The organism is Allobosea sp. Leaf344 (assembly GCF_001426225.1).
GTDB lineage: Bacteria > Pseudomonadota > Alphaproteobacteria > Rhizobiales > Beijerinckiaceae > Allobosea.
Genome location: NZ_LMRT01000001.1, coordinates 1 through 25,634, shown reverse-complemented (window position 1 = coordinate 25,634; position 25,634 = coordinate 1). Strand labels below are relative to the sequence as shown.

Below are 25,634 nucleotides of genomic sequence, written 5' to 3'. Positions count from 1 at the left end.
GCCGGCCATCGGCGTGAGCGGTGTCAGGCGGCCGGCCAGCCCGCCCCGTTGGTGTGGGTCATCACGGCATAGAGCGAGGTGGTGCCGCAGATGAACAGGCGGTTCCGCTTCGGCCCGCCCCAGCACAGATTGGCGACCGGTTCCGGCAGCTCGACGCGACCGATCAACGTCCCGTCGCCGTGATAGATGTCGATCCCGGTGCCGGCGCTGGTCCAGATCCGCCCGGTCTCGTCGAGCCGGAACCCGTCGAACAGCCCCGTCTTGCAGGTCGCGAACACGCTGGAGGCGCCGAGCCGCGTGCCGTCGGCGGAGACCCGGCAGGCGCGGATATGGCGCGGCCCGTTTTCGGGATCATGGCTCGCCCCGGTATCGGCGATGTAGAGGATGCTCTCGTCGCAGGAGAAGGCGAGGCCGTTGGGCTTGACGAAATCATCGGCCACCACGCTCAGCGCGCCGCTATGCGGATCGAGCCGGTAGACCAGGCAGCGGCCGATCTCGGAGGGCGCCTTGTCGCCCTCGTAATCGCTGAGAATGCCGTAATCGGGGTCTGTGAACCAGATCGAGCCGTCCGACTTCACCACCACGTCATTGGGCGAGTTCAGCCGCTTGCCCTGGTAATGGCTGGCCAGCACGGTGATGGCGCCGTCATGCTCGGTGCGGGTGACCTGCCGGCCGCCATGCTCGCAGGTGACGAGCCGCCCCTCGCGATCGATCGTGTTGCCGTTGCTGTTGCGCGCCGGCTGGCGGAAGATGCCGACCTGCCCGGTCAACGCGTCGTAGCGCAGCATCCGGTCGTTGGGGATGTCGGACCAGACCAGCGTCTGATGCGCCGGGAACCAGGCCGGGCCCTCCGACCAGCGCGCTCCGGTCCAGAGGCGCTCGATCCGGGCCGAGCCCGGGATGATGCGGTGGAAGCGCGGATCGAACACCGACACGCTGGTTCCGTCGAGAACGCCGAACATCGCCATCTCCTGATTGCCGCTCGCAGCTGCGCCTTGGGATCTCTACAGCGCGAGCCCTTCGTCCCAATAGGGCGTCGCGCCATAGAGGTCGCCGAGATAATCGACGAAGGCGCGGACTTTCTGTTCCATGTGGCGGCGGCTGGGATAGACCGCATAGACCGCCACCCGCTTGCCGACGGAATAGGCGGGCAGCACCCGCTGCAACGCGCCCGATTTCAGCTCCGGCCCGACATCCCAGGTCGAGCGCAGGGCGATGCCGACCCCGGCCAGCAGCGCCTCGCGCACGACCTCGCTGGAATTGGTACGCAGCGGCCCCGAGACCCGCACCGTCACGGGGCCGTCGGGCCCGTCCAGCCGCCAGTGATCGGCATTATGCGCGATCAGCCGGTGCCGCCCGAGCTCCTCGATCGTCATGGGGGTGCCTGCCTTGGCCAGATAATCCGGCGCCGCGCAGAGCACGCGGTGGTTCGGCGCCAGCCGCTTCGCCACCAGGCTGGAATCCTGGAGATCGGCGATGCGGACGGCGAGGTCGAACCCCTCGCCGACGATGTCGACGAAGGCGTCGGTCAGCACCAGATCGACCGTCACCAGCGGGTTGGCGTCGAGAAAGGGCTTGAGATGCGGCGCGACATGCAGCCGGCCGAAGGAGGTCGGCGCCGAGACGCGCAGGGTGCCACGCGCCTGGCCGACACCGCTCGCCACCCAGGCCTCCGCATCCTCGATCGAGGCGAGGATCGAGACGACGCGTTCGTAGAAGCCCTGGCCGGCCTCGGTCAGCGCCAGCTGCCGCGTCGTCCGCTGCAGCAGCCGCACGCCCAGCCGCTCCTCCAGACGCCTGATCCGCTTCGAGATCACAGCGGGCGACAGGTTCAACTGCCGCCCCGCCGCCGACATGCTGCGGGCCGTGACCACATGCGCAAACACATCGAGGTCGCCGAACCGGTCCATCGATCCCCCACCTTTTCCAAATCGGAAACAATCATGCACGTTGGTCGCACTGCGCGCCAGTTGGAATTGGTCTAGGGTTATCTGTTCCCACCGGCGAACCCCGTTCTTCCAGCCGCAGCCCGGCAGGCTGCTCGGGGGCGGGCGTGCCGGGCGGTTGCAGCAGGAGTGACCGATGTCAGCCATCGCCTTTCCCGTTCCGGACGCGGCCATCATCGCGCGCCGCGAGGAGATCATCGCCGGCCTGGCCAGGCTTGTCGCGCCCGAGGCGCTGATCACCAGCGCCGATGAGCGGCGTCCCTATGAGACGGATGCGCTGACCGCCTATCGCCGCCTGCCGCTGGCGGTGGTGCTGCCCTCGACGACGCAGCAGGTCGCGGCCGTGCTGGCCTTCTGCCATGAGCAGGGTGTGCCGGTGGTGCCCCGCGGCGCCGGGACTTCGCTCGCCGGCGGCGCGATCCCGCAGGAGGATGCGGTGGTCATCGGAATCTCCAAGATGAACCGCATCCTCGAGATCGACTATGCCAACCGCATCGCCAGGGTCGAGGCGGGGGTGACCAATCTCGCGGTCACCGGCGCGGTGATGGCCGAGGGCTTCTTCTACGCGCCGGACCCGTCCTCGCAGCTCGCCTGCTCGATCGGCGGCAATATCGGCATGAATTCCGGCGGCGCGCATTGCCTGAAATACGGCGTGACCACCAATAACGTGCTCGGTGTCACGCTGGTGATGCTCGATGGTTCGATCGTCGAGATCGGCGGCGCCCATCTCGATTCCGGCGGGCTCGACCTGCTCGGGCTGATCGTCGGCTCGGAGGGCCAGCTCGGCATCGTCACCGAGGCGACGGTGCGCATCCTGCGTGCGGCCGAGGGCGCGCGCCCCGTGCTGTTCGGCTTCCCCACCAGCGAACAGGCCGGCGCGGCGGTGGCCGCGATCATCGGTGCGGGCATCATCCCGGTCGCCATGGAATTCATGGACAAGCCTGCGATCGAGATCTGCGAGGCCTTCGCCAAGGCCGGCTATCCCATGGATGTCGAGGCGCTGCTGATCATCGAGGTCGAGGGGTCGGATGCGGAGATGGACGCCCAGCTCGCCCGCATCGTCGCCATCGCCCGCGAGCACGGCGTCCAGACGGTGAAGGAGAGCCGCTCGGCGATGGAGGCGGCGGCGATCTGGAAGGGCCGCAAATCGGCTTTCGGCGCGACCGGGCGCATCGCCGACTATATCTGCATGGACGGCACCATCCCCACCGGGCAGCTTCCGCATGTGCTGCGGCGGATGGCGGAGATCGTCCAGGGCTATGGCCTGCGCGTCGCCAATGTCTTCCATGCCGGCGACGGCAATCTCCACCCGCTGATCCTCTATAATTGCAACGACCCGGTCGAGGCGCAGAAGGCCGAGGATGCCGGCATGGACATCCTGAAGCTCTGCGTCGAGGTCGGCGGCTGCCTCACCGGCGAACACGGTGTCGGCATCGAGAAGCGCGACCTGATGACGGTGCAGTTCAACCCGGCCGATCTGCAGCAGCAGATGCGGGTGAGGGCGGTGTTCGACGGGCAATGGCTGATGAACCCGGCCAAGGTGTTTCCGCTCGAGGGGCGGGTCGCGGCGTGATGCCTCCTTCCGTCATTTCGGGGCGGCCCGCGGCGCCGAGCCCGGCACGCGAGACTGCGACGCTCGATCTGCAGCGTGGATCGCTTGATAAGGCGCCAGGAGATCTCGCGTGACGATCCACACACCCACCACCGAGGCCCAGGCCTGCGCCGTCGTCAAATCGGTGATCGGCAGCGCCATTCCGCTCGCGATCCGCGGCGGCGGCACGCGCGCCGGGCTCGGCCGGCCGACGCAGACCCAGGCGACGCTGTCCAGCGCCGGCCTGACCGGCATCACCCTCTATGAACCGGCGGAAATGGTCATCGGCGCGCGCGCCGGCACGCCGCTGGCGGAGGTCCGGAAGACCCTGGCCGAGCGCGGCCAGATGCTGCCCTTCGAGCCGATGGATCATCGCCCGCTCTTCGGCAGCGGCGGCGAACCGACCATCGGCGCGGTCGCGGCCGGCAACATCTCCGGCCCGCGGCGGATCAATGCCGGCGCGGCCCGCGACTCGCTGATCGGCATCAGGCTGGTGAACGGCAAGGGCGAGGCGATCAAATCCGGCGGGCGCGTGATGAAGAACGTCACCGGGCTCGATCTGGTGAAGCTCGTGGCCGGCAGCCATGGCACGCTCGGCTTCCTCACCGAGGTGATCTTCCGCGTGCTGCCGGTGCCGGAGCGGATCGTGACGCTGTGCTGGCACGGGCTGTCCGATTCCGACGCCGTGATCCTGCTGTCTCGCGCCCTGGGATCGCCCTTCGAGCCCTTCGCGGCGGCCCATCTGCCCGCGGGCATCGCGGGAGAGGCGGCCCGGACCCTGCTGCGGCTCGAGAATTTCTCGGTCTCCATCGATTATCGCGCGGGCGAGCTGAAGGCGCTGCTCGCCGCCTATGGCGAGCCGGAGCTGATCGAGGGATCGGCATCCGAGGCGCTCTGGCGCGATATCCGCGACGCCGCGGTCTTCGCCGGTACGCAGGAGGCGGTCTGGCGGCTCTCGCTCGCGCCGACCAACGGGCCGAAAGCCGCTGCCGCCATCGCCGCGGCGCTGCCGCAGGCCCGCCACTACTATGATTGGGGCGGCGGGCTGCTCTGGCTCGGCGTGCCGGCGCAGGGCGATGCCGGCGCGGCCGCGATCCGGCGGGCCATTGCCCCGCTCGGCGGCCATGCGACGCTGGTGCGCGCGCCCGATGCCATCCGCGCCAGCGTGCCGGTGTTCGAGCCGCTCTCCGCGCCGCTGCTGCGGGTCACGGCCGGCATCAAGACGAGTTTCGACCCCGCCGGGATTTTCGAGCCCGGCCGCATGTATGCCGGGGTGTGATGGCGCCGGCCGGCGGCAGGGCGCCTGACACGGCCGGCCCCGTCGCAGGGGCCGCGCAGCGAGAAACCGATTCCCGGCCGCGGGCCGGGCACGAGGAAGAGTGAGCCGGATTTCAAGAGCATGCAGACCAATTTCACGCCTGCCCTTCTCGCCTCCGATCCGCGGCTGCCGGCCTCGGAGAAGATCCTGCGCACCTGCGTGCATTGCGGTTTCTGCACCGCGACCTGCCCGACATATCTGCTGCTGGGCGACGAGCTGGATTCGCCGCGCGGCCGCATCTACCTGATCAAGGACATGCTGGAGAACGGCAAGCCGGCCACCGCCGAGGTGGTCAAGCATGTCGATCGCTGCCTCTCCTGCCTCTCCTGCATGACGACCTGCCCCTCCGGCGTGCATTACATGCACCTGGTCGACCATGCCCGCGCGCATATCGAGGAGACCTATCAGCGCTCCTGGCACGACAAGGCGCTGCGCCGGCTGCTCGCCTGGGTCCTGCCCTATCCCGGGCGGTTCCGGGTGGCGATGCTGGCGGCCCGCCTGGGCAAGCCCTTCGCCGCGCTGTTCGGCGCGCTGCCGCTGGTCGGCGACAGGCTGAAGGCGATGCTGCAGCTCGCGCCCGGCGCGCTGCCCGGCCGCTCGCCCATGGAAGGCCCGCAGAGTTTCGCGCCGGCGCAGCCCGCCTCGCGCCGCGTCGCCATCCTCTCGGGCTGCGCCCAGCCGGTGCTCGACCCCGGCATCAACGAGGCCACCATCCGCCTGCTGACCCGCCATGGCGTCGAGGTGGTGCTGCCGAAAGGGGAGGGCTGCTGCGGCGCACTGGTCCATCACATGGGGCAGGAGCATGACGCGCTGGGCTTCGCGAAGCGCAACATCGCGGCCTGGATGGCGGAGATCGAGGGACGCGGCCTCGACGCCATCCTGATCACCGCCAGCGGCTGCGGCACCACGATCAAGGATTACGGCTTCATGTTCCGCAACGATCCCGCATGGGCCGAGAAGGCGGCGCGGGTCTCGGCGCTGGCGAAGGACGTCACGGAATTCCTCGAGACGCTGGAGCTCGCGCCCCTCCGCGACGTCGCCATGCCGATCGCCTATCACTCGGCCTGCTCGATGCAGCATGGCCAGCAGCTCAAGGACGGGCCGAAGCGGCTCCTCTCCGGCGTCGGCTTCAAGGTCAAGGAGGTGCCGGAAGGCCATATCTGCTGCGGCTCGGCCGGCGTCTACAACATCCTCCAGCCGGAGATCGCCGGGCAGCTGCGCGCCCGCAAGGTCGGCAATATCGAGAAGACGCGCCCGGTCCTGGTCGCGACCGGCAATATCGGCTGCATCACCCAGATCGCGAAGGGTTTCGCGGATAAGGGCGCGACGACGCCGGTGCTGCATACGGCGGAATTGCTGGATTGGGCGACCGGCGGCCCGCTACCGGAGAAGCTCGCCCGGGCGGGCTTCGTCGATGCGCCGCTGCGGGACACGAGCCTGGCGGCCGCGGAATAGGGCGCTGAATCGGGGCGGCAGCCTCGATCCGCTTGCTCCCCAAGGCCGCGCGAGCTACCGAAACGGCGAAGCCAGCCAGTTGCAGAAACGAACGCCGATGTCCGCCGACAAGCCCGCCCCCTCCAAGCTGAAGGCCCGCCAGCCGCGCGGCTTCGTCGATCGCGGCCCCGCCGACGTCGCCGCCACCGAGCGCATGCTCGGCGTCATCCGCGAGAGCTTTTCGCTCTATGGTTTCGAGCCGGTCGAGACGCCCTTCGTCGAATATACCGACGCGCTCGGCAAATTCCTGCCCGATCAGGACCGGCCCAATGAAGGCGTCTTCTCGTTCCAGGACGATGACGAGCAATGGCTGTCGCTGCGCTATGATCTGACCGCGCCGCTGGCCCGCTATGTCGCCGAGAATTTCGACGCGCTGCCGAGGCCCTATCGCAGCTACCGCGCCGGCTATGTCTTCCGCAACGAGAAGCCCGGCCCCGGCCGCTTCCGCCAGTTCATGCAGTTCGACGCCGATATCGTCGGGGCCGGCTCGGTCTCGGCCGATGCGGAGATCTGCATGCTCGCCGCCGACACGATGGAGAAGCTCGGCATCGCGCGCGGCGACTATGTGGTGAAGGTCAATAACCGCAAGGTGCTGGACGGGGTGATGGAGGCGATCGGCCTCGGCGGCGAGGAGAATGCCGGGCGCAGGCTGACCGTGCTCAGGGCGATCGACAAGCTCGACAAATTCGGACCCGAGGGCGTGCGCCTTCTCCTCGGCGAGGGCCGCAAGGACGAGAGCGGGGACTTCACCAAGGGCGCCGGGCTGAACGAGGACGAGGCGCGGCGCGTGCTGTCGATCCTCGACGCCAAGGCCGGTACCAACTCCGAAACGGCCGGCCGGCTGGCGGCGCAATTCGCCACCACCGCGACCGGAGCGGAAGGCGCCGCGGAACTGCGCGCGATCGCCGATCTGCTCGAGGCCGCCGGCTACGCCGATCGCGTGATCATCGACCCCTCCGTCGTGCGCGGCCTCGAATATTATACCGGCCCGGTCTATGAGGTGGAGCTGACCTTCCCGGTCACCAATGAGGATGGGCAGGTGGTGCGCTTCGGCTCGGTGGCGGGCGGCGGGCGCTATGACGGGCTGGTCGGGCGCTTCCGGATGGAGCCCGTGCCGGCGACCGGCTTCTCGATCGGCGTCTCCCGGCTCTATTCCGCGCTGAAGGCAGTGAAATCGCCGATCGTCGATGCCAGGAACGAGCTTCCCCTGGTCGTGGTCACCGCTATGGACAATAAATCGCCGGACTTCATGCCGGCCTATCAGGCGATGGTCGCGACGCTGCGCCAGGCCAGGGATGCCGCGGGCGGGCCGCTCTGCCGCACCGATCTCTATCTCGGCTCCTCCGGTTTCAACGCGCAGATGAAATATGCCGACCGGCGCGGAGCGCGCTGCGCGGTGATCCAGGGTTCCTCGGAGCGCGAGGCCGGGACCGTGGTGATCAAGGACCTGATCCTCGGGGCCGAACTCGCCGCCGCCAGCCGCGACGTCAAGGATTCGGCGGAGCACAAGGCCAGGCAGGCGGAGGCGCAATTCGCCGTGCCGCTGGCGGAGCTGGTCGCGGGCGTGGCGCGCGTGCTCGCCCGCCATTCCTAGCCGCCGCAGCCCGCGTCCCGATCGCGACCACCGCGCTCTGCTGAAGGGGAGGGGGCGACGCTTGTCGCTCGCCGGCGAAGGGTGCGGCGAACCAGATCCCGTTCACCCAATTCCCGCAAAACCCTCGAAAACCATGCAGGCCGCTGCTAGGACAGCCGCGCAACAGGATGATTTCGCCGTGACCGCCATCGCCGCCGCCATCGAGACCGTGATCGCGCTTTTCGCGCGCGAAGGCTATGGCCGCGCCGAACCGGCGATCCTGCAGCCCGCGGACGTGTTTCTCGATCTGTCCGGCGAGGATATCCGCCGCCGCATCTTCATGACGCAGGATGCCGAGGGGCGCGATTGGTGCCTGCGGCCGGAATACACGATCCCCGTCGCGCTCCAGCATCTCGCCTCCGGCTCGCGCGAGCCGGCCTCCTATGGCTATGCCGGCCCGGTCTTCCGGATGCGCGCGCAGGAGCCGGGCGAATTCGCGCAGGCCGGCATCGAATCCTTCGGGCGCAGCGATTTTTCCGCCACCGATGCCGAGATCATGGCGCTGACGCTGGAGGCCGCGGCGGCGTTGGGGCTGTCCGCGCCGAAGATCCAGATGGGCGATGTCGCGCTGCTCGACGCGCTGCTCGACGGGCTCGCCGTGCCGCCGGCGGCGCGGCGGCGGCTGATGCGGGCCGTGGTGCAGGGCAAGGGCGCGGAGGCGGTCTTCGCCCTCGACGCGCCGGAGGCGCAGAGCGAGGCCGCCCATGCCGGGCTGCTCAAGGCTCTCGAGGGCCAGGACCCCAAGGCCGCGCGCGCCTTCGTCGAGGATGTGCTGTCGATCGCCGGCATCTCCACCGTCGGCGGGCGCACGGCGGGAGATATCGCCGAGCGCTTCCTGGCGCGCGCCGCCGAGCGCGAGAACCCGGTCAATGCCGAGGTCAAGGCGCTGCTGGCGCAGGCGCTCGCCGTGACGGGCGATCCCGACATCGCCTCCGCGGCTCTGCGCGGGCTGGCGGAGCAGGCCTCGCTCGATCTCGCCCGCCAACTCGACGCCTTCGACGAGCGCACCGGCTTCCTCGCCGTGCGCGGCGTGGATGTGACGCAGATCGCCTTCACCCCGGCCTTCGCCCGCAATCTCGACTATTACACCGGCTTCATCTTCGAGCTGCACGATCCGGCGCGGCCGGAGCAGAAGCCTGTCGCCGGTGGCGGACGCTATGACCATGTGCTCGGCCGTCTCGGCGCGGAGAGCGCCATTCCCGCCGTCGGCGCCTCGCTCTGGCTCGACCGGCTGACCGGAGACAGGGCATGAGCCAGCCGAACCGGGACGATGCCCCGCTCGTCCTCGCCGTTCCCTCCAAGGGCCGGCTGCAGGAAAACGCTTTCGCCTTCTTCGGCCGCGCCGGGCTGAAATTCGTGCAGTCGCGCGGCGCGCGCGATTATCGCGGCTCGATCGCCGGCGTCGAGGGCGCCGAAGTGGCCTTCCTCTCCGCCTCGGAGATCGTCGCGCAGCTCGCTTCCGGCCAGGCGCATCTCGGCGTCACCGGCGAGGATCTGGTGCGCGAGCAGGTGCCCAACGCCGATTCCGTGGTCGAGATGCTGACGCCGCTCGGCTTCGGGCACGCCAATGTCGTGGTCGCCGTGCCGCAGGCCTGGATCGACGTCCGCAGCATCGCCGATCTCGACGACGTCGCCTCGACGATGCGCATCCGCCAGGGCCGCAAGCTGCGCGTCGCCACGAAATATGTGAACCTCACCCGCCGCTTCTTCGCCCAGCACGGCCTCGCCGATTACCGCATCGTCGAGAGCCTGGGCGCGACGGAGGGTGCGCCGGCCGCCGGCACGGCGGAGATCGTCGTCGACATCACCACCACCGGCTCGACCCTCGCCGCCAATGCGCTCAAGGTGCTCGACGACGGGGTGATGCTCGCCTCCGAGGCCAATCTCGTCGCCTCGGTCAGGGCGCCCTGGGGCGACAAGGCGCGCGCGGCCGCCCGCACCATCCTCTCGCGCATCGCGGCGGAGGAGGAGGCGCGCTCGCTGCGCGAGGTCAGGCTGCGGGCGCTGGAATGCTCGGACGAGACCCTGGAGGCGCTGTGCCGCCCCTTCGGCGCGCGGCTGCCCTTCGGCGTCGCCCGCCATGGCGGGGTCCAGATCATCCATTGCCCTGATAAGGCCGTGTTCGGCCTCGTCGAGCAGCTGGCGGAATCGGGCGCCGACGACATCACCGTCGCCGCGCCGAGCTATGTCTTCCGCAAGGCGAACCCGCTGATCGAGCGGCTCTTCGGCCGGATCTGACGCCGCCGCGGCTGCGCGCGACGCCGCGCGAGCCTCGCCGGCGCCGCACGCGGCGCCCCGACTCGGCCATGAAAACCCGACAGAATTCACAACCGCGCCGCCTCTTGGTGATTGATCCGCAGGCGCGCAGCGGCTACGCGCTGTAGGGGGCGGCTCCGGCCGCCCCGCCACGGTCTTGACTTGCAGGTAACGGAACGATGAACCGACGCTCAGGCCTTGCCGCTCTTCTCGCTGCGCTGTCTCCGCTGCTGCTCGCCGGCGCGAGCCCGGCGGAGGCGCAATCGCGCGGGCGGCCGAGCCAGCAGCCGCCGGCGCAGCAGGCGCCGCCGCCGAGCCAGGGCCAGGAAAAGACCTTCCCGCTCGGCGCCAGCTGGTCTGCCGTCCTGCTGAACGGCAAGCCGGTCAGCGACCGCCGCGCCACCTTCCAGGTCGACACCAATCTGCGCGGCACCGGCTTCAGCGGCTGCAACACCTTTTCGGCGGCGGCCTATCCACTGCGCCAGCAGGGTTTCGCCGTCGGTCCGCTGGCGCTGACCAAGCGCAATTGCGACAAGGGCGTGATGGAGTTCGAGCGCGCCTTCCTGCTGGCGCTGCGCGGCGCCCGCAATTTCGACATCGTCGATGGTCGCCTGGTGATCAAGGGCGCGGCCGGCGAGGTCCGTTTCGACCGCGGCATCTGACCCCGGCGCGGTGATGGCGGGCCGCGCGGCAGCGCCCGGCGCCCGCTGACCCGAAGCCTCGGCGCGTGAGGAGGTCGCTCGCCGCGGCCGCTGCCGCTCAGCCGGGCTCCACCATTTCGCGCTTCTCCGCCGTCGGGCTATAGGTCCCGTCCTCGTTTGGCGCCATCATCACCACCGTGTCGTGCATCGTCCGCAGCGTCGAGCGATGGCCGATCGAGACGATCTTCGTCTCCGGCAGTTCCTCGTCGATCAGCGCGTAGATCTCGCCCTCCAGCTTCTCGTCGAGCGAGGCTGTCGCCTCGTCGAGGAAGAGCCAGTCCGGCTTGGCCAGCAAGGCCCGCGCGAAGGCCAGGCGCTGCTGTTCGCCGCCGGACAGGCGCTGCCCCCAGAGATCGACCTCGTCCAGCCGCTCCGCGAGATGGCCGAGATTGACCTTGGCCATGGCGGAAGCGATCTGCGCATCCGAATAGACATGCTCCTCGGAAGGGTAGGCGATCGCCGCGCGCAGCGAGCCCTGCGGCAGATAGGGGCGCTGCGGCAGCAGCATGATCTCGGCCCCCTCGGGGATGCCGACCTTGCCTTCGCCGAACGGCCAGATCCCGGCGATGGCGCGGAACAGGGTCGATTTGCCGGAGCCCGACGGGCCGACCACGAGCGTGCGGCGATGCGCCCCGAGGTCGAGCCCGTTCACCCGCACGATCGGCCGGCCATTGGGCAGCGTCAGAACCGCATCGTCGACTTCGACCGAGGCGCCGCCGGCCTTGTCCTGATGGATGCCCTTGTCGCCGGCATCGGCCGCCTGGGCCTGGGCGATGGCGGCCTCGAAGGTGGTGAGCCGGTTGATCGAGGCGAGATAGGAGGCGATCGACTGGTAGGAGTTGATGAAGAAGGACATCGCCGTCTCGACCCGCCCGAAGGCGGAGGAGACCTGGTTGAGCACGCCGAAGGTGATCGCGCCGGCGAAGTAATACGGCGCCAGCAGGACGAAGGGGATCACCACATTCGCCTGGTTATAGGCGAGGGTGAAGGTCGTCAGCTTCAGCTTGCGCCACATCAGATCGAAGAAATTCGCGACGATCGCCGAGAAGCTGCGCGCCAGATGCTGGCGCTCGGCATATTCGCCGTTCATCAGCGCGATCTGCTCGGAATATTCGCGCAGCCGCGCCAGCGAGAAGCGGAAATTCGCCTCCCGCCGCTCCTGTTCGAAATCGAGCGCGATCAGCGGCTTGCCGATCAGATGCGTGATCCAGGTGGCCACCGCCGCATAGATCAGCGTCGCCCAGAAGATGAAGCCGGGGATGACGAGATTGGTGCCGGGCACAGTGATCGCGACGGGAATCGTCCAGAGGATGATCGAGAAGGAAACCAGCGTCGAGACCTGCGTCAGCATGGTCAGCGAGAAGGAATAGGTCTGGTTGAGGAAGGCGCGGGTATCCTCGGCGATGCGCTGGTCGGGGTTGTCGGCCGTGCCGGCGAGCGAGATCCGGTAATGCGTGCCGTTGCTGAGCCAGCGCCGGTTGTACTCCGCCGCCATCCACTCCCGCCAGCGGATCAGCAGCACGGATTGGCCGACGATCTCCACGAGATTGCTGATCGCCGAAATCGCGGCCCAGACGCAGAAGACGAAGATCAGCTGGTACCAGAAGGCATCCGCATTCTTCTCCTGCAGCGCGTTGTAGAAATCGCGGTAGAAGAAGTTGAGCCGCAGCGAGACGCCGACCTGCGCCTGGTTGAGCACGACCAGGAACACGATCAGCGCCACCGCCATATGCCCGAGCCGGACGGAATAGCGGCCGAAGGGCCAGAGATGCGCGGTGGTGCGCGCTTCCGACAGGAAATAGGGCGAGGAGATCCGGGCGATGCGCTGCACCACCGGAATGAAGGAGATGAGGTAGATCAGGATGCCGAAGACCGCGACGGTGGTCGGCAGGCTGGTCGGCAGCGCCGCCGCCTGCCAGCTCGCCGGCCAGTAGCCGATCTGCGCGAGCATCGCGCCGGCGCCGAACAGGATGTATTCCGTGCCGAAGATGCTGGAGAAGATCTTCAGGAAATAGGCGATGCCCGTGGAGCGGAACAGGGCCACCGCCAGGAAAAGCCCGACCACGCCCATTCCGATGGTCCCGGCATTGCCGGTCTGCTGGCCCAGGATCAACGCCAGCGCGGCAAGGACGGCCACACCCAGACTCAGCGGACGCATCGCATCTTCCCTTACGCAGGCCATGGCGGAAGCCATGATTCGAGCGCCTGTTGTAGTCCCTACAGCCATAGAAGAAAGCCCGGCTTGTGGCCGGGCTCTCGGGGGTCAGCGATTCGTGATGGCGATCAGCCGCGATCGAGCGACCAGCGCCCGGGACCGGAGGCGAAGAGCACGAGGAAGCCGCCGACGACGGCGAGGTTCTTCATGAACAGCAATTGCTGCATCCGGTCGGGCGCCATGTGGAAGAGCAGCGTGGCGACCAGGGTGAAGCCGGCCAGCGCCAGCGCCGCATAGCGCGTCTTGTAGCCGACGACGATCATCAGGCCGCCGATCAGCTCGACGGCGATCACCAGCGGCAGCAGCGCGCCCGGGACCCCGGCGGAGGCCATGTATTGCTGGGTGCCGGCGAAGCCGCCGATCTTCGACCAGCCTGCGAGGACGAACATCAGGGCGAGGAGGATGCGGCCGATCAGTTTAGCGGCATCGGAGAGGGCGGGCGAAGCGAGCATGGGGCAGGTCCTTCTGGAAGTGCGTGAGCCTGCCGTCCTCGCGACCGGATGATCGCTGCGACAGGCCCGGCTGACATCCTCCTTAAGTCGCAAGGGCTCCGTGCTGAACCGCGATTTCTGCCGAAACCCCTTTGCTGCGACGCAATACATCACGAGATGGCGAGGTCCGCACCAGCGATCACCATCAAAAAAAAGGCCCGGCTCGCGCCGGGCCTCCTGGTCTCGAGAGTGGATGGATCAGAAATCCATGCCGCCCATGCCGCCGCCGCCCGGCATCGCCGGGGCGCTGTCCTTCTTGGGCAGCTCGGCGATCATCGCCTCGGTGGTGATCAGCAGGCCGGCGATGGAGGCCGCGTCCTGGATCGCCGTGCGCACGACCTTGGTCGGGTCGATGATGCCCATCCGGACCAGATCGCCATACTCGCCGGTCTGGGCGTTGTAGCCGAAGGAATAGTCCTTCGACTCCAGCAGCTTGCCCACCACGACGGCGCCGTCGTCGCCGGCGTTGTCGACGATCTGCTTGGCCGGAGCCATGATCGCCTTGCGGACGATCTCGATGCCGGTCTTCTGGTCGTCATTGGCGGTCTTGATCGACTTGACCGTCTGGAGCGCACGCAGCAGGNNNGGTCGCGTTCAGGGCGTCGTCGACGCGGTCCTTCTTCTCCTTGACCTCGACCTCGGTCGCGCCACCGACGCGGATCACCGCGACGCCGCCGGCGAGCTTGGCCAGGCGCTCCTGCAGCTTCTCGCGGTCGTAATCCGAGGTGGTCTCCTCGATCTGCGCCTTGATCTGCTGGACGCGGCCCTCGATGTCCTTCTTCTTGCCGGCGCCGTCGATGATCGTGGTGTTCTCCTTCTCGATGCGCACCTTCTTGGCGCGGCCGAGCATCTGGAGGGTCACGGTCTCGAGCTTGATGCCGAGATCTTCCGAGATCATCTGGCCGGCGGTGAGGATCGAGATGTCCTCGAGCATGGCCTTGCGGCGATCGCCGAAGCCCGGAGCCTTGACGGCCGCGACCTTGAGGCCGCCACGGAGCTTGTTGACGACGAGGGTGGCGAGAGCTTCACCTTCCACGTCCTCGGCGATGATCAGCAGCGGCTTGCCGGTCTGCACCACCGCCTCGAGGATCGGCAGCATCGCCTGCAGCGACGAGAGCTTCTTCTCGAAGACGAGGATGTAGGGGTCCTCCAGCTCGGCGACCATCTTCTCGGCATTGGTGATGAAGTAGGGCGAGAGATAGCCACGGTCGAACTGCATTCCCTCGACGACGTCGAGCTCGGTCTCGGCGGTCTTGGCTTCCTCGACGGTGATGACACCCTCGTTGCCGACCTTCTGCATGGCGGTCGAGATCATCTTGCCGACCGACTCGTCGCCATTGGCCGAGATGGTGCCGACCTGCGCGACTTCCGCGTTCGACGTCACCTTCTTGGAGTTCTTCTTGAGGTCGGCGACGATCGCCTCGACGGCCAGATCGATGCCGCGCTTCAGATCCATCGGGTTCATGCCGGCGGCGACCGACTTCAGGCCCTCGCGCATGATGGCGGCGGCCAGCACGGTCGCGGTGGTGGTGCCGTCACCGGCGGCGTCGTTCTGCTTCGAGGCGACTTCGCGCACCATCTGGGCGCCCATGTTCTCGAACTTGTCGGCGAGCTCGATCTCCTTGGCGACGGTGACGCCGTCCTTGGTGATGCGGGGAGCGCCGAACGACTTGTCGATGACGACGTTGCGACCCTTCGGGCCCAGCGTCACCTTGACGGCGTTGGCGAGGATTTCGACGCCGCGCAGCATGCGATCGCGCGCGTCGGTGGAGAACTTGACGTCTTTGGCTGCCATGAGAGCAACTCCTTGAAAAATGACGGGACGAGCGGTCTCGGGCTGATCAGCCGACGACGCCCATGATGTCGGATTCCTTCATGATCAGGAGGTCCTGGCCATCGATCTTGACCTCGGTGCCCGACCACTTGCCAAAGAGGACGCGGTCGCCCGTCTTGACGTCCAGCGGGGTCAGCTTGCCGGCCTCGTCGCGGCCACCGGGGCCGACGGCGACGACTTCGCCCTCCTGGGGCTTTTCCTTGGCGGTGTCGGGGATGATGATGCCACCCTTGGTCTTCTCTTCGCCTTCCAGGCGGCGGACCACAACGCGGTCGTGCAGCGGACGGAACTTCATGGTTCTGTCTTCCTCTCGGTCTTATTCGATGCGGGCGCCTGAGGGCCGGCCCGCCATGGGCACCTGTTAGCAGTCTCGGTCATCGAGTGCCAAACGCGGTGGCCGGGAGATAGGAGGGGCCGCTTCGAGAGTCAAGCCGGGAGGCGGACGAAAGGTAAGCGAGGCCGGCCCGCGGCGCCTCTAGCGTCGGCTGACGGCGACCGCCCCGGCCACGATCAGCACCGCCCCGGCATAGGTGGTGATCAGCGGCACCTCGGCGAACATGACATAGCCGAGCAGGCTCGCCCAGATCAGCGCGGTGTATTCGAGCGGCGCCAGCCGCGAGGCCGGGGCCCGGGCGAAGGCCGAGGTCAGCAGCAGATGGCCGCCGACGCCGAGCGCACCCGCCAGCCCATAGGCCGCCACATCCGCCGCCGTCATCGGCACGAAGACCAGCGCGGCGGGGATCGCGAGGCACAGGGCCGGGCCGAGATTCTGGAAGGCGACGATGATCGCCGGATGCTCCTTCAGCGCGATCCGCCGCAGCAGGATCAGGTTGAAGGCGTAGGACAGGGCGGAGAACAGCGCCGCGGCGACGCCGAGACCGGCGCCGCTGACCTGGCCCTGCAGCCGCGGCCAGACCATGATCAGCATGCCGGCGACGCCGAACAGCAGCGCCTGCAGGATGCGGCCGTCGAAGCGCTCCTTCAGCAGCAGCGCGCCCATCAGCGCCACGAAGACCGGCGCGAGGAAGGACAGGGTCAGCGCTTCCGCCAGCGGCAGCACCGAGATCGAGTAGAAGAAGCTTCCGGCCGTGACCACCACCACCGGCACCCGGGCGAGATTGCCGATCACGCTGTCGCGCGTCGGCAGGGACGGCCGGACCAGCGCCAGCACGGCGAGCGCGCATAGCCCGCCCATGGCGAAGCGCATGAACAGCGCCACCAGGAAAGGGTGCTGAAGCATCTGCGCCTTGATGACCGCGTCCATCAGGGTCAGCAGGGCGATGCCGAGAATGGCGCGCAGCGCCGTGCCCCAGCTCATGAGCCGGGGCCGGCGAGCGACTTGCGAAAATGATACTCCCAGGTCTCCGAGACATCGGCCAGGTAGCGCTCGCCGGGCCAGCGGACGAAGCCGAGCTTTTCGTAGAAGCGATGCCCGCGGGCGAAGCGGCTGTCCGACCACAGCATCATCTCGCCATAGCCGCCGGCCCGGGCGAAGCCGAGCGCCTCAGTGAACAGCGCCTGCGCCAGCCCCGAGCCACGGAAGGCGGGGTCCGCATAGACCTTACTGATCTCGACCGCGTCCTGCCCCGGCACCGGCGCCACGCCCAGCGAGCCGGCGAGGCCGCCCTGCGGCGCGTCGGCGACCCAGAGCCGCCCGCCCTTCGCGGCGTAGCTCGTCGCCGGCCGGCGCAGCTCCGGAAACTCGTCCATGACGAAGAAGCAGTTGGGATATTCGGCGAAGCTCGCGGTCAGCAAAGCGGCGAGCGCTTCGGAATCGGCATCGCGGACGGGGCGGAGGGGCGGCAGAGCAATCATGCCCACGGCTTTAGCAAATTCGCAGGAGGCCGGTAGTGGCATCCGCGACCCCCGCGCATGTGATCAGCGCAGCAATGCCAGCGCTGCGTCGAGGGTCAGCTTCGCCGCCGCCGTGCTGAGCAGCACATAGCACCAGAAGAACAGGCGCTTCTGGTCGAGCCTGTCATGGGCGATGCGACCGAGCCAGATCCCCAGCGGCACGGCCGGCGCCAGCACCAGCGCGTTCCACAACGTCCCGGGATTGTCGAGGCCGAGCAGCAGATAGGGCGGCAGCTTGAGCCAGTTGCCGAGGGTGAAGATCACGATGGTCGTGCCGACCAGCCGGGTCTTGTCGAGCCCGCGGGCCAGCAGATACATCGCGACCGGCGGGCCCCCGGCATGGGCGACGAAGGTGGTGAAGCCCGAGGAAGCGCCTGCCAGCAGCGCCAGGCCCGGCCGCACCGGCATCGCGCCCGCCGCGGCCAACCGCCCCTTCAAGAACCAATGGGCGGTGAACAGTAGCGTGACCACGCCGATCACCAGCGAGACGATCCGCGCATCGACATGGACGAAGACGAGATAACCGAGCGCGATCCCCGCCGCGAGGCCGGGCAGCAGCCATGCCAGATCGGGCAGGGACCAGCTGGCCCGGCCGAAGCGCTGCAGGGCGAGGATATCCATCAGCGAGAGCTCGAGCGCGACGATGATCGCCGCCTCCACCGGCGAGACGACGAGCGCGAGCAGGGGAATGCCGAGGATGGCGAGCCCGCCGCCGAAGGCGCTCTTGCCGATCGCGATGATCAGGATCGTCGCCAGGCCGATGCAATAGAACAGCGGATCGCCCGACATCATCCTCGCACCGCCGACCCCTGTCGTAAAAGGTTCATGTCGCCGAGAACCGCCCCGGCGCGCAGACGCCGGCCGCGCGCCCGCGACACATGCCGATGGGCTCTCGCAGCGATACGCTAGGGTCGATCGGGACACGGCGCCATGCCGGCTGAACCGGGTGGCCCCTGTTCCGGCGGCATGACGGCGCGGGCGGTGCCGACTTCGCCGCCCGTCCCGCCATGCATTCATGTCTCCATCACATCCGCAAGATCGCGCTTCCGCCGTCCACCATGAGGGGATAGGCGTGGGGCAGAGACAGAAAGCGACAATCGGAGCCGGTTTCTCCGCATGCGGTGCCGGGCCTCCGGAGCATCTCGCAGGCGTGAGCGACAGCGCTCGCGAAGGGTCGTCGCCAGGATTTGGGAGAGAGCCAGTCTCGTGACCGCGATCAGCCCGACGCTGCCCCTCAGCCATCGCGCCGCCATGCCCGTGCTGGTGGCATTGAGCGTGACCCATCTGCTCAACGACATGATCCAGTCGCTGATCCCGGCGATCTACCCGATCATCAAATCCGCCTATGCGCTGGATTTCGGGCAGATCGGCATGATCACCCTGACCTTCCAGATCACCGCCTCGCTGTTCCAGCCCCTGGTCGGCCATGTCACCGACCGCCGGCCGATGCCCTATTCCATGGTGGTCGGGATGGGCTTCACCCTGGTCGGGCTCATCGGCCTCTCCTTCGCCGCGAGCTATGTCCATCTCCTGCTTGCGGCAGGCTGCGTCGGCCTCGGCTCCTCGATCTTCCACCCGGAAGCGACGCGCATGGCGCGCAATGCCTCGGGCGGCCGGCAGGGTCTGGCGCAGGGCATCTTCCAGGTCGGCGGCCAGACGGGCGGGGCGCTCGGCCCGCTGCTGGCGGCCTTCATCATCGTGCCGCGCGGCCAGGCCAGCATCGCCTGGTTCTCGGCCGCGGCCATGCTGGCCATGGTGCTGATGGTCTGGACCGCGCGGCGCTTCGCCGAGATGCGCAGCGCGCAGCTGAAGGCTGCCGCCGGTGCGCCTCAAGGAGAGGCGAGGCCGGAACTGCCGCGCGCCACCGTGATCGGCGCGATGGCGCTGCTGATCATCCTGCTCTTCTCGAAGAACGCCTATAACGCCAGCTTCACCTCCTTCTACACCTTCTTCCTGATCGACCGCTTCGGCGTCTCGGTCCAGTTCTCGCAGATCATGCTGTTCCTGTTCCTGGTCTCGGCCGCCATCGGCGCGCTGGCGGGCGGCATCGTCGGCGACAGGATCGGCCGCCATCGGGTGATCTGGTTCTCGATTCTGGGCGCCTTGCCCTTCGCCCTGATGCTGCCTTACGCCAATCTGCTGTGGACGGGGGTGCTGACCATCCTGATCAACCTGATCATGTCCAGCGCCTTCGCCAGCATCCTGATCTACGCCATGGATCTGGCGCCGCGCCGCGTCGGCATGATCGGCGGGCTGTTCTACGGGCTGAGCTTCGGGCTGGGCGGGCTGGCGGCGGCGATCCTCGGGCAGCTGGCCGACCGCATCGGTATCGACGCCGTCTACCACCTCTGCTCCTTCCTGCCGGCGATGGGGCTGCTCGCCTGGTTCCTGCCCAAAAGCCGTCAGGCCTAAGCCGGGCGAGGCCCCGCCGACGGGCGGGAGCCGGCCCCCAGCGCGCTTGGAACTTCGCCCGCCGCGCGCTAGGGCATGCCGACAACCGCCCGCGGCATCCTGAGTCGCCGGGCTCCAACGGTGGCATGCCCCAGCCGCGATGACAGTTCTGCTGCCCTTCGTGATCAATGCCGGCATGAACTTCGTGCTCGGCCTGCTGGTCGCGCTGTTTCTGGGGCCTGACGAATTCGGGCGCTACGCGATCGGCGCCGCCATCATCGTGCTGGTCAACACCGCGCTGATGGACTGGCTGAAACTCTCCGCCGTCCGCTTCTATTCGCAGGGCACGCGCCAGAGCCAGCCCGAGATCCGGGCGACGCTCGATCTGCTCGCCGCGGGCATCAGCCTTTCCCTCTGCGCTCTGCTGGTCGCGGCGGTGGCTGCGGGGCTCGATCTGCGGCTGCCGGCGATGCTGGTATCGGCCGCGGTCCTGGCCGGCATCACCGCCGGGCTGTTCGATTATCACGGCGCGATCGCCCGCGCCCGCTATCTCGACGCCGCTTATGCGCGGATGATGCTGGTCAAGAACCTGCTCGGCCTGGTGCTGATGGTCGGCGGCGCCTGGTGGCTGCGGGACGCGACCATGGTGCTGCTCGGCGGGCTCGCCAGCACGGCGGCCTCGCTCCTGGCGGTGCGCCGCGCGCTGGCCGATGCGCCTTTGGCCTTGCGCGGCTTCCGCAAGGATCTGGCCTGGAGCTTCGCCTGCTATGCCCTGCCGCTCGTGGCCGGCAACGCGATCTACTCGCTGATCCCGCTGATCAACCGGTCGCTGCTGGCCGGCGCCCATGGCTTCGCCGAGGCCGGCTATTTCTCCCTCGCCTCCGATATCGGCCTGCGCCTGTTCGGCACGCTGGGCGCCGGCATCGAGATCGTGCTGCTGCGCGAGATCCTGCGGCTGGAGGAGACGAAGGGCAGGGCGGCCGCGCGCCGGCGCATCGCCCGCAACCTGCCGCTGGTGCTGCTGATCGCCCTGCCGGCGGCGGTGGGGCTGCTCTGCATCCTCCCGGCCTTCGAGAGGCTGATGGTGCCGCAGAGCTTCCGGGGCAGTTTCAGCGCCTATATGACGCCGCTGCTGCCGGGCTTCCTCGCCATCGCCCTGTTCCAGGCGGCGCTCTATCCGGTCTTCCTGGTCGAGAAACGCACTCTGGTCGCGCCGCTCGCGGCGCTGCTGGCGCTGGCCGTCAATCTCCTCCTCGGTGCCTGGCTCGCCGGCTCCGCCGGGCCGCTCGGCTATGGGTTGGCGCAATCCGCCGCCTTTCTCACGGTGCTGGCGGTGACCGGCTTCGTCGCGCTGCGCAACCTGCCCGCGCCGCCGCTGCGCGACAGCGGCCTCGTCATCCTCGCCGCGCTGCTGATGGCCGTCGCGATCTGGCCGCTGCGCGATCGGTTCGCAGCCTTGCCGGAACTCGCGCTGCAGCTCGGCATCGGCGGGATCGTCTATGGCGCGGTGCTGCTGGCCGCCGATGCGCTGCACGGACGCACCCTGCTGCGGCTCTGGTGGCTGGCGCGCCGCAGCCGCAGGCCCGCGCCCTAGCCGCCGCATCCTGCCGGGCGAGGGCGAGGGCGCAACATTTCATTCACTGTCTATCTTGCAGCGGGTTTAAGGTTAATCCGGAGGAGTGATGGCATTAACCATGTAATGCCGGCGTGGTAACCTCCGGATTCACCAATTCTTTTAAGGCTGATCTGCAGCCTCTTTCGGATCACTTCGAAGAGGCGAGTGTAGCGTCATGCGTCCTGTCCGTATCATCCCGCTCTTCCTGCTGGCCGGCGCGCTCGGCAACGTCGGCCCGCTTCGCGCCCAGGGCTATGACGCGCCGCTCCTGGACCCGATGACCACGGCCTCGACAGCGAGGCCCAATTACGGCGGCGGCTTCATCGAGATGCTGATGACCGGCCGCGATCCGAGCCCCGGGCGCGGCGGCGTCGTCTATAACCGCCCCGTCGCGCGGCCGGCTTATGGCGCCCGCTCGGCCTATGGCTATGGCGGCGGGACTGCCTATCCCGACCCGTTCGAACAGGCGGAACCCGTGGCTCCCTCGCGCCGGTTGGCCGCGCTCGGCGAGCCCGTGCAGGCGTCGCGTCCGATCGAGCGGGTGCTGGATCCGCGCTTCCAGCGGCAGGAGGTGGCCTATGACGGCCCTCATAAGGCCGGCACGATCATCATCGACACGCCGCGCCGCTTCCTCTTCCTCGTCCAGCCGGGCGGGCGGGCCCTGCGCTATGGCATCGGCGTCGGGCGCCCCGGTTTCGAATGGGCCGGCATGAAGGCCGTGACGCGCAAGGCGGAATGGCCGAGCTGGACGCCGCCGGCCGAAATGCTGAAGCGCCGGCCCGATCTGCCGCGCTTCATGCCCGGCGGCGGCGATAATCCGATGGGCGCGCGCGCGCTCTATCTCGGCTCCTCGCTCTATCGCATCCATGGGACGAACGAGCCGCACACCATCGGCCAGGCCGTCTCCTCGGGCTGCATCCGCATGACCAATGACGATGTCACCGATCTCTACGAGCGCGTCCGGGTCGGTGCGAAGGTCCTGGTGATCTGAACAAAAAACCGGCCTGGGCTGCCCCAGGCCGGCTGATCATTTTGGAAAGGTGCGCCACTCAGGCCCAGCTGTCGTCGTCGCCGCCGAACCCGCCATCGTCATAGCCCTGGTCCATCGGCTCCTCGTAGCTGGCGGGCTGATAGGCGGCCGCGCCCTCATCCGCCGCCGGAGCATTCGCCGTCTCGGCCGCGGCGGTATCGGGCTTGGCCGGTTCCGTGGCGCTGGCGGTTTCCGCCGGCTTGGCCGCTTCGCCGCGCTTGCCGCCGCCGAAGGCGTTGGTCAGCACATTGCCGAGCATCATGCCGCCGGCGACGCCCGCCGCCGTGGTCAGCGCCGTGGCCATGAAGCCGCCGCCACGCCCCGGTGCCTGGCCGGGCTGATTCTGCCAGGGTCCGGGCTGACCCTGCGGGCCGCCCTGAAGGCCGGACGGAGCCATGCCCGGCTGGGGAGCCGAGGCCTGGCCCGGCCGGTTCCAGGCGGAGGAGGGCTGGCCGGCGGGCTGCGGCTCGGCCGCGGAGGCCCGTTGCGGGAAGGACGGCACCGAACCGGCCCGCGGCTGCGGCGCACCGCCGCCGAAGATGCCGGAGAGGAAGCCGCCGGAGGCGGCGGGCTGCGGCTCGCTGGCGCGGGCCTGCAGCTCCTTCACCTCGGCCTGCAGCGACTCGATCTGCTGCTGCAGGTTCAGCAGGGATTGTTCCTGCACATAGACGGCCTGCGCCATCGCATAGGGAGCATAGGGCTGCTCGCGCAGCCGCTGGGCAATGTAGCCTTCAGCCTCGGGGTCGCGGGGCTGATCGGCAGCCTGTCTCAGGCGGTCGAAAATACCGGCGATCACGTCGCGTTCTTGCGGCGTCATCGTCATCTCCTCTCATTGCGCGGCGGCGCGGCTGCGCCGCCTCGATGAGAAGTGGTGGGCGGCTGTGACAGTATCAAGGCGCCGTCCCAGCGGCCCGGCGCTCAATAGAGGCTGGCGACTTCGCCGAACTCGTCCTCTTCCGGCGGCAGCAGCGGGCCGCGGTTCAGCACGACGACGGTGGTCCCGGTCGGCACCCGGCTGTGCAGGTCGATGATGTCCTGGTTGAACATCCGGATGCAGCCGCTCGAGACCGACTGGCCGATCGACCAGGGCTCGGTCGTGCCGTGGATCCGGTACATCGTGTCGCGCCCGTCCTTGTAGAGGTAGAGCGCACGCGGGCCGAGCGGGTTTTCCAGCCCCGGCGCCATGCCGCCCGCCCATTGCGCATTGCGCTCGGGCTCGCGGGCGATCATCGCCTTGGTCGGCGTCCAGCGCGGCCAGGCTGCCTTGCGGCCGACCGTCGCACGGCCGCGCCAGGACATGCCCTGCTTGCCGACGCCGATGCCGTAGCGGATGGCGCGGCCGTTCTCGCGCACGAGGTAGAGATAGCGGTTGTCGGTGTCGACGACGATCGTGCCGGGAGCCTCGCGCGTCTCATAGGCCACTTCGCGCCGCAGATAGCGGGTATCGACATCGGAAATATCGGTCGCGGGCAGCGGATAGGGCTCGTCCGGCTTCTCGCCATACATGGCGAGATATTGCGGATTGATCATCGGCACGCTGGCCTGCTGGACCGCGACCGGGGGCTGCGAGCTGACGCAGGCCGCCAGCGCGAGGGGCAGCAGCAGGACGCTAAAGCGTTTCACGGAGACGAGGAGGCGGGCGGCGAGAGAAAGGGGCACAGCGAAGATCATGTCCTGAAGGATGCGGTCTGGGGCAACAACGGCGGGCGAAGGAGACGGTTCCGGAGCTCGGCTCCGGCTCCCATCAAGGAGCCCGCTATGGCGACGGGGTGAATGCTTTGTGGCCAAAGCAGGGCGGGGCGCACCTGTTGCAGCGATGCCACCACGCGCGTGTGATCCGACGGTGCGAAGATCCGATAGTCACGCTCGCTCTGACGCCGATCGCGGCACGACGCAGCTTCCCCGGCGCCTCGATCAACCGCCGCTCCAAGGTTAGACGGCCGTGCCGCAGGGGTTGCGATGGACAGGGCGAGAAAGACGAGCCGGTTAAGAAGCTTGTCTCTTCTGAAGACTCAAATACGTTCCTGAAATAACAAGATAAGAATTCAGTTCAGTTATGTATAATATCGCCGGCAGTAGAAGTTTCGGCCGGCCAAGACATTCAATCAATTTTAAGCATTCATCCGCAGAATCCCGGGATCATCCCTTCCCGCTATGAACCCCAAGGCCCCAGCCTATGAATTCGATCCGAGCCAAGCTTCTGTCCATGATGGCGATCATCGCCGTCGGAGCGATCCTCTCGGCTGCCCTGGGCCTGTTCGCTCTGCAGCGCTCCAGCAGCCTGAACCAGCGGTCGAGCACGCAGGGCGACATCGCTTTGACCACCGAGCGAATCAATGGCCGGGTCATCGCGGTCGTCATGGATGCGCGCGGCATCTACATGTCGAAGACCGCCAAGGAGGCCGAGCCCTTCGCCAAGGGCATGGAAGCCAGCTTCGCGACGCTGAAATCGCTGACCGCCGAGCTCAACCGTCTTCTGCCGGAGGAGGGGCGCGAGCGCGGGCAGCAGATCGCCAAGGCCATCCAGGACTTCATCGCCTTCCGCTCGGAAACCATCCGGCTCGGCCGCGAAGTCTCGATCGAGGCCGCCAACGCCCAGGGCAACAACGATCTCAACCGCGCCAATCGCAAGGCCCTGAACGATCTGCTCGTCGACTTCGGCAAGCGCAACGAAGAGGCCGGCAACGCGCTCGCGGCCGAAGCCGACACCTTCACCAACATGGTCAACTGGCTGCTGCCGCTCGTCCTGCTGGTCGGGCTCGCCGGCTCCTTCCTGATCGCGCTGCTCTTCGGCCAGCGCCTGATCGCCCGCCCGATCCTCGACCTCGGCGCGGTGATGAAGCGACTGACCGCCGGCGAGACCGATATCGCGGTGCCGCACACCGGACGCACCGACGAGATCGGCGAAATGGCCCGTGCAGTGTCGGTGCTGCGCGAGAGCACGGAACAGGTCCGGGCGCTCGAGGAGCAGGAGCGGGCTGCGGCGCAGCGTCGTCTGCAGGCGGCGGATTCCATGGCGTCGATCGTCTCGGATGTCGGCGAGGTCGTCGCGGCGGCCGCGGCGGGGGATTTTTCCGCCCGCCTCCAGATCGGCGACGCCGATCCGCAGATGCAGAAGCTGGTCGCCGGGATCAACGAGATCAACGCCGTGGTGGATTCCGCCACGACCGAATTCGCGCAATCCCTGCAGGCGGTGGCGGGCGGGGATCTGACGCATCGCATCGACACCGCCTATCGCGGCCGCTTCGCCGATTTGAAGGGCGCG

Annotated in this window: 22 protein-coding genes and 1 pseudogene; 11 read left to right on the top strand and 12 right to left on the bottom strand. The window is 68.3% G+C overall.

Annotated elements, in window-relative coordinates; all coding sequences use genetic code 11:
• Window positions 1-23: 23 nt before the first annotated feature.
• Complete coding sequence (locus ASG72_RS00110; protein WP_056709796.1) at window positions 24-962, bottom strand: SMP-30/gluconolactonase/LRE family protein; 939 nt, start codon at window positions 960-962, stop codon at window positions 24-26.
• Between the two features lie 42 nt (window positions 963-1,004).
• Window positions 1,005-1,910 carry a LysR family transcriptional regulator gene (locus tag ASG72_RS00105; RefSeq protein WP_056707263.1) on the bottom strand — a complete coding sequence of 302 codons (906 nt, stop codon included), beginning with the start codon at window positions 1,908-1,910 and terminating at the stop codon, window positions 1,005-1,007.
• A 172-nt stretch (window positions 1,911-2,082) separates the two neighbouring features.
• Here ASG72_RS00105 and ASG72_RS00100 point away from each other — a divergent pair, with 172 nt between their 5' ends.
• The 7 genes from ASG72_RS00100 to ASG72_RS00070 all read left to right on the top strand — a co-directional run bounded on the left by ASG72_RS00100 (window position 2,083) and on the right by ASG72_RS00070 (window position 10,900).
• Window positions 2,083-3,519 carry an FAD-linked oxidase C-terminal domain-containing protein gene (locus ASG72_RS00100; RefSeq protein WP_056707262.1) on the top strand — a complete coding sequence of 479 codons (1,437 nt, stop codon included), beginning with the start codon at window positions 2,083-2,085 and terminating at the stop codon, window positions 3,517-3,519.
• A gap of 109 nt (window positions 3,520-3,628) precedes the next feature.
• Window positions 3,629-4,816 carry an FAD-binding protein gene (locus tag ASG72_RS00095; RefSeq protein ID WP_056707259.1) on the top strand — a complete coding sequence of 396 codons (1,188 nt, stop codon included), beginning with the start codon at window positions 3,629-3,631 and terminating at the stop codon, window positions 4,814-4,816.
• Window positions 4,817-4,936: 120 nt separating this feature from the next.
• The gene (gene glcF, locus ASG72_RS00090) at window positions 4,937-6,310 is read left to right on the top strand and encodes a glycolate oxidase subunit GlcF (RefSeq protein WP_056707256.1); all 1,374 of its coding nucleotides are present in this window, start codon (window positions 4,937-4,939) and stop codon (window positions 6,308-6,310) included.
• A gap of 97 nt (window positions 6,311-6,407) precedes the next feature.
• The gene (hisS, locus tag ASG72_RS00085) at window positions 6,408-7,943 is read left to right on the top strand and encodes a histidine--tRNA ligase (protein ID WP_056707255.1); all 1,536 of its coding nucleotides are present in this window, start codon (window positions 6,408-6,410) and stop codon (window positions 7,941-7,943) included.
• A 178-nt stretch (window positions 7,944-8,121) separates the two neighbouring features.
• The gene (locus ASG72_RS00080) at window positions 8,122-9,234 is read left to right on the top strand and encodes an ATP phosphoribosyltransferase regulatory subunit (protein ID WP_244488641.1); all 1,113 of its coding nucleotides are present in this window, start codon (window positions 8,122-8,124) and stop codon (window positions 9,232-9,234) included.
• Entirely contained in the window at window positions 9,231-10,220 is a 990-nt protein-coding gene (gene hisG / locus ASG72_RS00075) for an ATP phosphoribosyltransferase (RefSeq protein WP_056707248.1), read from the top strand. Before ASG72_RS00080 ends, hisG begins: the two co-directional genes overlap by 4 nt.
• A gap of 197 nt (window positions 10,221-10,417) precedes the next feature.
• A complete protein-coding gene (locus ASG72_RS00070; RefSeq protein WP_056707245.1) occupies window positions 10,418-10,900 on the top strand; it encodes an META domain-containing protein in 483 nt (160 codons plus the stop codon).
• Window positions 10,901-10,997: 97 nt separating this feature from the next.
• Here the strand turns inward: ASG72_RS00070 and ASG72_RS00065 are convergent, their stop codons facing one another.
• The 8 genes and pseudogenes from ASG72_RS00065 to ASG72_RS20925 form a co-directional block, all read right to left on the bottom strand.
• Window positions 10,998-13,097, bottom strand: a complete 2,100-nt coding sequence (locus ASG72_RS00065; RefSeq protein ID WP_056707242.1) for an ABC transporter ATP-binding protein/permease — start codon at window positions 13,095-13,097, stop codon at window positions 10,998-11,000.
• 125 nt (window positions 13,098-13,222) lie between these two features.
• Window positions 13,223-13,606 (bottom strand): DoxX family protein, encoded by a 384-nt coding sequence (locus ASG72_RS00060; protein ID WP_056707240.1) that lies wholly within the window; start codon window positions 13,604-13,606, stop codon window positions 13,223-13,225.
• 237 nt (window positions 13,607-13,843) lie between these two features.
• Window positions 13,844-14,228 (bottom strand): annotated as a pseudogene (locus ASG72_RS21185) (TCP-1/cpn60 chaperonin family protein); the annotation flags it as partial.
• 3 nt (window positions 14,229-14,231) lie between these two features.
• Window positions 14,232-15,440: chaperonin GroEL (gene groL / locus ASG72_RS00055; RefSeq protein ID WP_244488640.1), on the bottom strand; the 1,209-nt coding region annotated here is incomplete at its 3' end.
• Between the two features lie 46 nt (window positions 15,441-15,486).
• Window positions 15,487-15,774: a co-chaperone GroES gene (gene groES, locus ASG72_RS00050; protein ID WP_056707237.1), complete on the bottom strand. Its 288-nt coding sequence runs from the start codon at window positions 15,772-15,774 to the stop codon at window positions 15,487-15,489.
• A gap of 180 nt (window positions 15,775-15,954) precedes the next feature.
• Window positions 15,955-16,797 carry a DMT family transporter gene (locus tag ASG72_RS00045; RefSeq protein WP_056707234.1) on the bottom strand — a complete coding sequence of 281 codons (843 nt, stop codon included), beginning with the start codon at window positions 16,795-16,797 and terminating at the stop codon, window positions 15,955-15,957.
• Window positions 16,794-17,294 (bottom strand): GNAT family N-acetyltransferase, encoded by a 501-nt coding sequence (locus ASG72_RS00040; RefSeq protein WP_162246170.1) that lies wholly within the window; start codon window positions 17,292-17,294, stop codon window positions 16,794-16,796. The genes ASG72_RS00045 and ASG72_RS00040 overlap by 4 nt, the downstream gene beginning before the upstream one ends.
• A 63-nt stretch (window positions 17,295-17,357) precedes the next feature.
• Window positions 17,358-18,125 carry a sulfite exporter TauE/SafE family protein gene (locus ASG72_RS20925; RefSeq protein WP_056707228.1) on the bottom strand — a complete coding sequence of 256 codons (768 nt, stop codon included), beginning with the start codon at window positions 18,123-18,125 and terminating at the stop codon, window positions 17,358-17,360.
• A gap of 459 nt (window positions 18,126-18,584) precedes the next feature.
• On the opposite strand from ASG72_RS20925, the gene ASG72_RS00030 reads away from it, so the two are divergent.
• From ASG72_RS00030 to ASG72_RS00020, 3 genes are all read left to right on the top strand, one after another.
• The gene (locus tag ASG72_RS00030; protein WP_056709794.1) at window positions 18,585-19,745 is read left to right on the top strand and encodes an MFS transporter; all 1,161 of its coding nucleotides are present in this window, start codon (window positions 18,585-18,587) and stop codon (window positions 19,743-19,745) included.
• Window positions 19,746-19,884: 139 nt separating this feature from the next.
• The gene (locus ASG72_RS00025; protein ID WP_056707225.1) at window positions 19,885-21,318 is read left to right on the top strand and encodes a polysaccharide biosynthesis C-terminal domain-containing protein; all 1,434 of its coding nucleotides are present in this window, start codon (window positions 19,885-19,887) and stop codon (window positions 21,316-21,318) included.
• A 349-nt stretch (window positions 21,319-21,667) separates the two neighbouring features.
• Window positions 21,668-22,330, top strand: coding sequence for a L,D-transpeptidase (locus tag ASG72_RS00020; protein WP_244488701.1), 663 nt, complete (start codon window positions 21,668-21,670; stop codon window positions 22,328-22,330).
• Between the two features lie 58 nt (window positions 22,331-22,388).
• Here the strand turns inward: ASG72_RS00020 and ASG72_RS00015 are convergent, their stop codons facing one another.
• Together ASG72_RS00015 and ASG72_RS00010 are read right to left on the bottom strand one after the other, a co-directional pair.
• Window positions 22,389-23,186: a DUF2076 domain-containing protein gene (locus tag ASG72_RS00015; RefSeq protein WP_082540098.1), complete on the bottom strand. Its 798-nt coding sequence runs from the start codon at window positions 23,184-23,186 to the stop codon at window positions 22,389-22,391.
• Between the two features lie 101 nt (window positions 23,187-23,287).
• Window positions 23,288-24,028 carry a L,D-transpeptidase gene (locus ASG72_RS00010; RefSeq protein WP_244488639.1) on the bottom strand — a complete coding sequence of 247 codons (741 nt, stop codon included), beginning with the start codon at window positions 24,026-24,028 and terminating at the stop codon, window positions 23,288-23,290.
• Window positions 24,029-24,545: 517 nt separating this feature from the next.
• Between ASG72_RS00010 and ASG72_RS00005 the strand changes: the two genes are divergently transcribed.
• Window positions 24,546-25,634, top strand: a 1,089-nt coding sequence (locus ASG72_RS00005; protein ID WP_156395733.1) for a HAMP domain-containing protein, incomplete at its 3' end; no start/stop codon positions are given.